The organism is Virgibacillus sp. L01 (assembly GCF_052246775.1).
GTDB lineage: Bacteria > Bacillota > Bacilli > Bacillales > Amphibacillaceae > Lentibacillus.
The window spans coordinates 259,250-269,110 of record NZ_JBQQCP010000006.1 but is presented as its reverse complement, the minus strand read 5'-3'; the positions used below and the strand labels follow the sequence as shown (position 1 = coordinate 269,110).

Here is a 9,861-nt window from a genome sequence, read left to right as displayed (position 1 = left end):
TGTTATTATTCATAGTAAGGCTCCTTTCGTAATGTGGCTCTGATTTGGGTTTTTCTTTCTTAGTAACAGTCTACCAAATTAACCCACGACTTTACGATTAAGGAGCCAGTTTTGTTCATAGTAGCTATTTGTGATTTATGAATCAAATTAGGCTGATTTTCTGCTAATAACGGAACGAGGATCCGTCTCACCCTTCCGATAGCACCTTTTCTGCTATTTAGCGGAATGAGGATCCGCTTCGATTGTTTGGTGATCCTCAGCTGCAATATCCTATCAATTTAAGTATAAACCAACCATAACATGCGTTTATACTCCTAAATTCAAAAAGCCCCCCTATAAGCTTCTTAAGCAATAGGGGGCTTCTACTAATACAATCGAACGCCACCTGAAAAAAGCGGCATTACCACAGATATTATTTGATTAATAAAATATGCCACTTCTCAGGCTTGGCGTTCGATTATACGTAAAAGAAGGATGATTACACCTTTTTCAGGGCTTCTGCAATAGAGGTATCACCTGACATAAGATCAAACGACCGTTTATAGGTGTTTTCTTCTGTCAGGCATTCCATTACGGTACGTGCTACATCTTCGCGTGGAATTGATCCTCGTTCCAAGTTCTCGGAAGCAGCAACTTTCCCTGTCCCTGGCTCATTCAATAGTCCACCAGGTCGAACAATTGTATAATTCAGGTTGCTTTCTTCAAGCATTTTATCTGCGTAATGCTTGGCAACATAGTATGGTTTAATCTTTTCATGCCATTTTTCCCGGTTATTTGCTTGAAAGGCACTTACCATTACATAACGTTCAACTCCTGCTTTTTCTGCAGCTTCGAACGTTTTAACTGCACCATCAAGATCGATCAATAATGTTTTATCATAGCCTGTACTTCCGCCAGATCCAGCAGCGAAAATCACGGCGTCGCAGCCTCTTGCAGCCTTAACGATTGTATCGGCTCCACCTTCAAGGTTAGCCAGAACTGCGTCAATGCCTTTTTTCTTCAGTTCTTCTGCTTGCTCTTCTTTTCGAACCATTGCTCTTACTGTATGTTCATTACTCTTGTCCAATAAGTCGACAAGGTGCTTACCAATTTGTCCATTTGCACCTATTAATAAAACATTCATGACGTACATCTCCTTCAATTTGGATTTGCCTCACCCTATTATTATTCCAAATTGATGGTTTCATGACAACTTTGCTGTTTGAGATTAATGGATAATCTATTTTCCAGGTGTTAGAATGAAGCAATAATATTTATGTTAAGAAAGATTGATGCGGATGAAAGGTTTACACTTAAAACATCACTGGATTGGCAGACTTCTTGCTTCTGATCCAGGGCAAATAAGGTTCCAAAAAGCTGGAAAAGCAACAATTAGTTTAATTTGTGCCGTCATGACTACACTACTTATTTTACGAATGATGGGTAATGGCCTAATTACACCAGCCGTCGTCTCCGGTATGGCTGGCTTGATGGGGATCATGATGGTGATGGATGAGACTAAGAATGAAAGGAAAGTAACCACACTGCTGCTGCTAGTTTCAGGAGCAGCTGGCATCACGATTGGTTCCGTATTTGCCGGGAATGCCTACTATATTAGTTTACTCTTGATAGCTGTTATATTTAGCAGCCTTTATTTTTCACGATTTGGAGTAAGGTATTTCTCACTTTGCATGCTTGGCTTTATGACCATTTATATTTCTTCTGTATTAAAGCTTTCTCAGGGCCAATTGCCACTGTTTTATATGGGGATTTTAATTGGTGTTCTGTATGCATTTTTGTTTAATTTTATTCTGTTCCAGGACTCTTCGTTAATTTTAAGAAGGAGTATGCGTTCCTTTCATATCCAGAGTAATCTTACATTCAATATGCTGGTAAAAGCATTACAGGATAAGGATACTGACTTAAAACATAAGCAGAATATAGAAACGAATGTTCATAAGCTTCGTCTCTATGCACGAACGGTAGCCGCTAACCTTAACGCTGAAGATATCAATAAAATTTGGCCTGGACTGGAGCCCTCTCAATTACGGTTATACGTTTTCGATACCGGGATGCTTGTTGAGACACTGACAGGGTCCATTTATAACTTAAAAAAAGCCGATGCTCTAGAGTTAGATGAATTAAGACGGATACTAAAATGGGTGATGGAGTCGTTGCGTGATGCAGAGGTGCTTTCGCAAAACTATAATGAAAAAAATATGCAGGAAGCTGCACTGGCGGTTCAGGCGCTTCGAAATGTAATAAGAGATCTTCTCAATCATACTGAAAAACAAAAAGGATGGGTCTATCTGATCCGGCGTATTGAGTCAATAGCCAATCATGTAGTTGAAGCAGGTATCACGATGCAGGGTTCCTTAAACAAAGGCGAACTTGTGCAGCAAGAAGAACAAGCTGATGAAGAAGCTGACGATGATTCTTCCGATGACAATAAGGAATTAAAAACTTCAACTAAAAAGGCATATCAAGCATTAATAGCAGGTGGGATTGCCGTTATCGTTGGCCATCTTATTTCACCAACACAGCCCTACTGGGTGGTATTAACAGCATTTGTTTGTCTGCTTGGTACGGAGTCAATTGGCAGGATCTATACAAAAGGCTTTCAACGTTCATTCGGTACAGTTATTGGTGCAGTGATTGGCTTCATGCTGGCAAAAATGCTTGCAGGACATTCTACACTTGAACTGATCCTTTTATTCCTGGTTATCTTTTTGGCTTTCTATTTAATAACCGTTTCGTATACTCTGATGAGCGTATTTATTACGATGCTTATTGCTTTTATGTACGATATTCTGCTTGGCGGGATAAGTTTTTCCTTAATTGGCTCCCGCGTGGTCGATACGATTGCAGGTGCGATAATTGCGCTAGGCGTTTCAACTGTTATTTTCCCAAAGAAGACAAAAGATAAAGTTGCAGATGTAACAGATGACTATTTAGCTGAGCTGAAGCCATTTGTAACAAGCTATGTACGAAGATTTCGCGAAGACGTTAGTGTGAAGGAGCTTACGGACAGCGCAATTGACATTGACAATAAGCTGCAATTAATTGAGGATGAGGCTCGCCCGCTGTTAATAAAGCGAACCCAGACCAGCAGCACGTCTGATGTCAGTCGCTGGGTTACCATATTTACAGCAATTAATTACTTTGCACGACATCTTGTTGCCTCATCCTATCGAAAAAAATTTGATTATCCAGCAGAATTGGTGGATACATTTAAACAAGTGGAAGAAAAACTGGAGCATAACATGGATATATTGGGGGAATTAATTAAAGGAACCGAACGGACAGGGACTGTTTATCGGCTTGAAAAAGAACGCGAGCAAATTGAACAGCTTGCCCCAAGTATGAGCCAATCCCATCAGGACCTTATTCATCACTTATTCTATGTATGGCGTATCAACCAATCCATTGTGGCACTGGCTATAGACTTAGGTGCAGATGAGAAATAAAATTACATTAAAAAGCCCCTTTATGCTTTTTTGTATAAAGGGGATTCTATTCTATTATTTCGCACTTGGCTCACTTTCAAAGCCAATCTTCTTATGAGTTCCATCGCAAAATGGCTTGTTGGATGACTGCCCACAGCGACACAAGGAAAATGCCTTTTTCGTTTCAAACACATTCCCATCAGCATCAACCATTTCTACATCGCCTGTCACAAGCAGTGGCCCGTTATTGTTTACTTTAATCTTTCCATCACTCATACAATTTCCTCCCTTACAATTCTATCTCTAACTATAACTATTCGGTACATTTGCTGAAAAACCCTTCTTTATAATAGAGGAAATTTTTACATTCAACTTTGGCAATCGCCATTACACTAATTCAGTCTTCCCGGCAATTATTCAGTCTTTATCCTGCACTTATGCCAATTATTCAGTTATCAGCCAAGCTTATTCAGTTTTTGTATGGAGTTATTCAGTATTCAACGGGTTCTTTTCAGTTTTTAGTGTTGTTTTGACTACACCAATAACTAAGAAAGAATCCCCGATATGTTATCGAGGATAGTTGTGGTACTTATTTCTTGTGGTGACCCCAGAATAACTTTCCATTCCTCTCTTCAAAGGGGAACAATCCTAGTTGTTTTGCCTTCTCAGCATGCTCTTGCATAATTTCATCCATCATCTCCTGAGTATCTTTATCTTTCGTTTTGATTCCTAATGCCTCAGCTGTTTGGAAAACTTTCTTGTTATAAATTTCTTTATTCAACTCACGTGGATCCTTGCCTTCTGTTTCGATCCCTAACTCTTCAGCCTTACGCTTGGTTGATGCTTCAAAAACTTCTTTTTTAAGTTTCTTAGCATTTTTACCCTCTGTTGAGACGCCTAGCTCTTTAGCCTTTTGTTTAAGCATTGCATGATAGACTTCTTCAGCCAGTTCTTTAGGTTCTTTACTTTCAGTTTTGATACCTAATTCATTTGCTTTTTGCTTAACTTTTGCATGGTGTACTTCCTTGGAAAGTTCTTTCATGCTCTTTCCTTCTGTATCGATTCCTAATTCATTTGCAGCTTGCTTCATTTTCGCTTCCATTACTTCTTTTTCCAATTGGTCAATTTTCTTGCCTTTTGTTTCTATCCCAAGTTCTTTAGCCTCTAACGTTATAAATATATCTTTATTCGAGTTCTCTTTATCACGTTTTTGACTATGGATATCCTCTGCAATTCCCTTATAAAATGGCAAACCTGAAGGCGCGCTCATAGAGAAGCCCATTGACAGCACCAATGCTATTAAAAAACCCTTCAACATCTAGTATTCATCCTTCCTGTTGTTAATTTCAGTTTTAGTATTTCCAGAAAGAGAGAATACATGAAGATTTTATAATTATTTTGTTAATGAATCCGCGAGCGAAATAAGGTTAGGGTAAAAACAGTCAGCATCAGCAGCCTCATCTTTTCTGTCTCCAATGAGAACCGTTTGCGTGCCTGCTTCCTTTCCTGCCTCTATATCTGGCGCTCGATCACCAACCATATAACTATTGGCTAAATCAATATGATGTTTTTCGGCCAAATCCATAATCATTTGCGGCTTTGGCTTACGGCAGGCACAGTTCGCATGTGGTTTATGCGGACAATAAGCAATGTCATCAACATGTGCACCAAATTCCGTTAAGTCATTTTTCATCTTTTTATGTACATCATCTAGAGCAGACTCCTTCATGTAGCCAAGACCAATGCCCCCTTGATTCGTGACGACAAAGACCTTAAACCCTTTATCGTTAAAACGCTTAATTGCCTCTCCAACACCATCAAGTAAGTAAAAATCCTTTGGTTTGTTCACAAATTTCACCCGGTGACTAAGCACTTCATTTATTACGCCATCCCGATCAAGAAACATTCCAATGTGCATAGTGTCACCTGCCTTCTTGCAAGGCATCATATTCTGACTTCAACAATGAAAAGACGACTGTATCGTGATATCTCTTTCCGTCAAAATCCGTTTGTCTCATGGTGCCCTCTTCTTTAAAACCGTATTTTTTTAAAAGCTTTTCTGAACCTTCATTCTCGGCAAAAATATCACCTACTATCCGATTCAATTCAAGCGTATCAAAGGCATAATGGAGAATTTGTTCCAACACCTCAGTCACGACACCCTTTTTTTGATATTCTTCACGAATGATGACACCTAATTCGGCCTTTCTATGCCACATACTTAATTTATGTAAGCTGAATTTACCGATTACCTCACCATTGTCCTTATCCTCAATCACCCAGGGCAGCTCTTTTCGTTTAGCAAAGTTCTCCATCTGCACTTGGATTTCTTGCCACATATCAGTTTCTGACTTTACTGGGTCAGGTGTAATAAATTTCATCGTGTTCTTGTCACGCATAAACCCGAATAATTCATTTGCATCATCTTCCCTTAACCCTCTTAGTCGATAGTTTTCCGTTTCCAAAACCGGAACTGTTGTCATTATAGCTTCATGGCTCACTTAATACCCTCCAGTAAAAAAGCAGTGTGATTCCATACTATCACACTGCTTCATTTTCTATATTAATCCTTTTTTTGATCAATGAATTCGTTTGGCTCATCGCCACCATGGATACTGTTATTCTTATATTGACTCTTACGGCCGTTTCGATGTTCGCCATGTTGTTTGTTTTCTTTAAATTGATTATTCTTGTTCGACATAATAACGCCCCTTTCCAATTACTATGCCTTAGTTTTGGAATTGGGCGCTATCTTTATACATTCGCTTTGATCTCTATTTATTTCATCCAGCCTTTTTCTTTAACTTTTGAAATGGCCTCAATCCGGTTGCCGACTTCAAGCTTATCCAAAATCACCGAAACATAATTACGGACAGTTCCATTGGTCAGAAATAGCTCATTGGCAATTTCCTTCGTATTTTTCCCATCAGCAATCAGTTTAACAACCTGTTCTTCACGCTCAGTCAATGGATTTTCTTGTTCATATGCCATATCAACAAGCTCAGGAGCATAAATACGCCTGCCTTCCATTATCGTTCGAATAGAAGTAGCTAAATCTTCGCTTGGGCTGTCTTTTAGCAAATAACCACTTACTTCAGCTTTTCGGGCACGTTCAAAATATCCTGTACGGGCAAATGTAGTTAAAACAATAACTTTGCATTGGCTATCCTTCAGTTCCTCAGCTGCATCAAGTCCGCTTTTTATTGGCATCTCGATATCCATAATACAGATATCCGGCTTTTGCTCCTTCACAATAGTTATCGCCTCTTCTCCGTTTTTTGCCTTGCCGATAACTTCCATATCTGTTTCCAACTCAAGCAAAGAACCGAGAGCGCCAAGCAACATTCCCTGATCTTCAGCAATCACAATTCGAATCACAGCATTTCCTCCTGTTCCGTTTGCTGGACGACCTTTGGCACTTGAATTTTAAGTGTTGTACCATTTGTTGACTCAATATCTAAGCTGCCATTTACAAATTCCAAGCGCTCTTTCATCCCCTGCAATCCATTTTCTGTATAGGATTCCCTCTTAATCGGTATCCCAACTCCATTATCTTCTACTTTTATAAGTACTTCATTTGGAGATTGTGTAATCGTAACATTGCAGTAAGTGGCCTGACTATGTTTAACAATGTTAGTCACAGCCTCTTTTAAACACATACTAAGAACATTTTCAACGAGTAAAGGTGTATTGGCTAATTCCGTATTTCCTTCCAAATGATAATCAATTTGTGCAGCTTTTAATACTTGTTCAATACGTATTACTTCATCATTCAATTTGGCACCCTTCATATCGGAGACCATCTCACGCACTTCTTTTAATGCCGTACGTGCTGTCTGGTGGATATCATTAATTTCATTTTTGGCTAAATCGGCTTCAACACCTATCAATTTCCCAGCGAGGTCGCTTTTTAAGCCAATCAGGGATAATTTTTGCCCCAGCGTATCATGCAAGTCACGCGCGATTCGCTGACGTTCCTCCAGAACAACTAATTGGGATAGCTTTTGGTTCGCATCTTTCAACTGGCTCTCCAGTCGTTCTCGCTTATTTTTAGAGTATATGGTAATCGGCAGCAAAATTACCCCAATAACACTAAAGATAATAAACGGCAATTGAGTAAGAAATATTTCGTTTTGGGTAAAAAAACCCATGCTTACCGCGGCAATAGTAGTTGTAAGATGAACCACATATAACGTAATAAACCTCGTCCTATGCTGCAAATTACCGATATAAAATGCTAAAAAGAGAGAGAAATATACATACCCCAAAAATAATGTCATTACGATGCTTATTAACATTTCTATACTCACTGAAAGATAAACGGTCCAGCCTTTTGAAAGGAAAGAAACCCTGTATGCAGTAAAAAACAGCAGAATCATGAAAATACCGAATATAATTTCCCAGGTCCCGGACGTTCGAAAAATAAAATAAAAAGGCAAAATACAAAAGATAATCCATGCGTAAATACTAAGCCCAGTGTTCTTCGGGATTATGTGATACCACTTCTGCATGACAGTTCCTCCTTTCCACTTTCATTCAGTATATTAGAAAACCTGACTTATCGCCAAGCTTTAACAACGAAAGCCTCTTTCCACCCACGTACAAAACTTGACCCCTCAATAAACTATTGAAGGGCCGTATTGCAAAATTTATTATTTTTCCTGGAAGCTTGATCTTCCAGGGGACATTTGGATGCCTGATTTTCTTTTTCGCAGTAGTTCCTTAATTTCTTTAAAGCTAACGAATGTCTTGTTCTCTTCATCATAGAGTCTGAAGCGAATTGACTTCAAACTTGAAGCAAGCGTAATCGTAGTTGCCTGTTGTAATGGCGGTGTGGATTCATGTGCTTTTTCCAAGTTGTAGTTAGGAACTCTTGGACTTAGATGATGCACGTGATGGAATCCAATACTTCCTGTCATCCATTCCATTACTTTCGGTAGCTTGTAATAAGAGCTGCCATCTACAGCAGCCTTAACGAAATCCCACTCATCTTCGTTTTCAAAGTAGGAATCCTCAAACTGATGCTGTACATAAAACAGCCAAATACCTGACGCGCCTGCAATGAACAGAATTGGTGCCTGAACGATAACAAAAGCCTGCCAGCCGATTGCCCAAATTAATAGAGCATAAATAACTGCAACAGATCCGTTAATTAAGTACGTATTCATACGTTCCTTGCGTTTTGCACCTTTACGATTAAAGCGGTTTGACACTAAGAAAAGAAAAATTGGACCTAAGCCAAACATAACTATTGGATTGCGGTAAAGACGATAGGCCATTCTACCCCAAAAAGATGCTTCAACATACTCAGCGACAGTCATCACCCATACATCACCAGTTCCCCGCTTGTCCAGGTTACTACTTGTTGCATGGTGTATCGCATGATCCCGTTTCCACTTATCAAAAGCAAACAACGTTATAACACCGGTGATTGTACCGACAATCCGATTCGCTTTACCACTTTTGAAGAATGACCCGTGTGTGCAATCATGGAAAATAATAAAGGTCCGAATCACAAATCCAGCAGCTACTACCGTTAAGGCAAGGGTTAGCCAAATAGATATTGTTAAGCTTTGATATGCAAGAAACCAAGTTAGGAAAAACGGTATTAACGTATTAATTAGTTGCATAATGCTCGCTTTCTTATCTGAACCTGCAAAAGGTGTAACACTTTTTCGTAATTGTGCTTGTTTTTGTTTACTCATAAATCTTCCTCCTAGGGTAGGATTATCTATATTTATTTGCTATTTTCGATATTCTTACCCTCAATATTAAAGAAATTATACAAGCTATTATAGTCATAAACGTCAAATATATTATATGACAAATGTCATGTATTTCCGTTGTGCAACCAAACAATCAAGCCTGGGCATAATCAACTGGCAGAATACATAAATATAAGTAATTCAATACAAATGGGGGACGAGTATTGTGAAAGAACCTACTGAAGGATCACTGTTAACAACCGATATGTTAAAGCGTTATTTTGAACTGAACAACCAAAAGAAAAAGATCGATAATGAATTAAAACTTCTTAAGAAGAACCTCCATGAAATCCTCGATGAATCAATAGGTAAAGATCAAAAAGGCGAACTGCAGCGCGGGGATTACAAAATTCAACGACAGATACGCTCATCAATTAGCTATATCGATGAAAAAACAGTAGAGAAACTGGAAGAACTGAACTTAAACGATTGTATTGTACATGTGAAACGTCCTGATACGAACAAATTGGAAGCTGCCATAAAACTAGGCCTAGTTGAAGAAAATGAATTTGAAGGATGCAAAAAAGCAAAAGTTACACAGGCTTTAGTCGTTAAAGAATTAATATAAGGGGGTTTCAACTAGCTTGAACAATCAAGCTAGTTTTTATTTTTTTAGCTTATTCCCACGACTATCTACAATAAAGCCCATTTCCCGTTGATTCAGATTACAG

The 9,861-nt window shown here is 38.8% G+C and carries 11 protein-coding genes; 2 read left to right on the top strand and 9 right to left on the bottom strand.

Features of this window, described 5'->3' with window-relative positions:
• Window positions 1-478: 478 nt before the first annotated feature.
• Complete coding sequence (locus ACTWQM_RS13370) at window positions 479-1,123, bottom strand: SDR family oxidoreductase (protein WP_443258657.1); 645 nt, start codon at window positions 1,121-1,123, stop codon at window positions 479-481.
• Between the two features lie 154 nt (window positions 1,124-1,277).
• Here ACTWQM_RS13370 and ACTWQM_RS13365 point away from each other — a divergent pair, with 154 nt between their 5' ends.
• Window positions 1,278-3,446 carry an FUSC family protein gene (locus ACTWQM_RS13365; RefSeq protein ID WP_443258656.1) on the top strand — a complete coding sequence of 723 codons (2,169 nt, stop codon included), beginning with the start codon at window positions 1,278-1,280 and terminating at the stop codon, window positions 3,444-3,446.
• A 54-nt stretch (window positions 3,447-3,500) separates the two neighbouring features.
• Here the strand turns inward: ACTWQM_RS13365 and ACTWQM_RS13360 are convergent, their stop codons facing one another.
• The 8 genes from ACTWQM_RS13360 to ACTWQM_RS13325 all read right to left on the bottom strand — a co-directional run bounded on the left by ACTWQM_RS13360 (window position 3,501) and on the right by ACTWQM_RS13325 (window position 9,130).
• Complete coding sequence (locus ACTWQM_RS13360; RefSeq protein WP_375053650.1) at window positions 3,501-3,701, bottom strand: CDGSH iron-sulfur domain-containing protein; 201 nt, start codon at window positions 3,699-3,701, stop codon at window positions 3,501-3,503.
• Window positions 3,702-4,014: 313 nt separating this feature from the next.
• Window positions 4,015-4,743 (bottom strand): hypothetical protein, encoded by a 729-nt coding sequence (locus tag ACTWQM_RS13355; RefSeq protein WP_443258655.1) that lies wholly within the window; start codon window positions 4,741-4,743, stop codon window positions 4,015-4,017.
• A gap of 75 nt (window positions 4,744-4,818) precedes the next feature.
• Window positions 4,819-5,343 carry a D-glycero-alpha-D-manno-heptose-1,7-bisphosphate 7-phosphatase gene (locus ACTWQM_RS13350; protein ID WP_443258654.1) on the bottom strand — a complete coding sequence of 175 codons (525 nt, stop codon included), beginning with the start codon at window positions 5,341-5,343 and terminating at the stop codon, window positions 4,819-4,821.
• A 4-nt stretch (window positions 5,344-5,347) separates the two neighbouring features.
• Window positions 5,348-5,926, bottom strand: coding sequence for a GNAT family N-acetyltransferase (locus tag ACTWQM_RS13345; RefSeq protein ID WP_443258653.1), 579 nt, complete (start codon window positions 5,924-5,926; stop codon window positions 5,348-5,350).
• 62 nt (window positions 5,927-5,988) lie between these two features.
• On the bottom strand, window positions 5,989-6,126 hold the full coding sequence (locus ACTWQM_RS13340; protein WP_175476684.1) for a hypothetical protein: 138 nt from the start codon (window positions 6,124-6,126) through the stop codon (window positions 5,989-5,991).
• A gap of 77 nt (window positions 6,127-6,203) precedes the next feature.
• The gene (locus ACTWQM_RS13335; protein WP_443258652.1) at window positions 6,204-6,803 is read right to left on the bottom strand and encodes a response regulator; all 600 of its coding nucleotides are present in this window, start codon (window positions 6,801-6,803) and stop codon (window positions 6,204-6,206) included.
• Window positions 6,800-7,936: a histidine kinase gene (locus tag ACTWQM_RS13330; protein ID WP_443258651.1), complete on the bottom strand. Its 1,137-nt coding sequence runs from the start codon at window positions 7,934-7,936 to the stop codon at window positions 6,800-6,802. The genes ACTWQM_RS13335 and ACTWQM_RS13330 overlap by 4 nt, the downstream gene beginning before the upstream one ends.
• Before the next feature lie 141 nt (window positions 7,937-8,077).
• Entirely contained in the window at window positions 8,078-9,130 is a 1,053-nt protein-coding gene (locus ACTWQM_RS13325) for a fatty acid desaturase (RefSeq protein ID WP_443258650.1), read from the bottom strand.
• Window positions 9,131-9,356: 226 nt separating this feature from the next.
• On the opposite strand from ACTWQM_RS13325, the gene ACTWQM_RS13320 reads away from it, so the two are divergent.
• Window positions 9,357-9,758 (top strand): hypothetical protein, encoded by a 402-nt coding sequence (locus ACTWQM_RS13320; protein WP_443258649.1) that lies wholly within the window; start codon window positions 9,357-9,359, stop codon window positions 9,756-9,758.
• Window positions 9,759-9,861 lie beyond the last annotated feature (103 nt).

Excerpts from the sequence above, each read along its gene's own strand:
- ACTWQM_RS13370 (WP_443258657.1), bottom strand. The coding sequence starts at position 1,123 with ATGAATGTTTTATTAATAGGTGCAAATGGACAAATTGGTAAGCACCTT.
- ACTWQM_RS13365 (WP_443258656.1), top strand. The coding sequence starts at position 1,278 with ATGAAAGGTTTACACTTAAAACATCACTGGATTGGCAGACTTCTTGCT.
- ACTWQM_RS13360 (WP_375053650.1), bottom strand. The coding sequence starts at position 3,701 with ATGAGTGATGGAAAGATTAAAGTAAACAATAACGGGCCACTGCTTGTG.
- ACTWQM_RS13355 (WP_443258655.1), bottom strand. The coding sequence starts at position 4,743 with ATGTTGAAGGGTTTTTTAATAGCATTGGTGCTGTCAATGGGCTTCTCT.
- ACTWQM_RS13350 (WP_443258654.1), bottom strand. The coding sequence starts at position 5,343 with ATGCACATTGGAATGTTTCTTGATCGGGATGGCGTAATAAATGAAGTG.
- ACTWQM_RS13340 (WP_175476684.1), bottom strand. The coding sequence starts at position 6,126 with ATGTCGAACAAGAATAATCAATTTAAAGAAAACAAACAACATGGCGAA.
- ACTWQM_RS13330 (WP_443258651.1), bottom strand. The coding sequence starts at position 7,936 with ATGCAGAAGTGGTATCACATAATCCCGAAGAACACTGGGCTTAGTATT.
- ACTWQM_RS13325 (WP_443258650.1), bottom strand. The coding sequence starts at position 9,130 with ATGAGTAAACAAAAACAAGCACAATTACGAAAAAGTGTTACACCTTTT.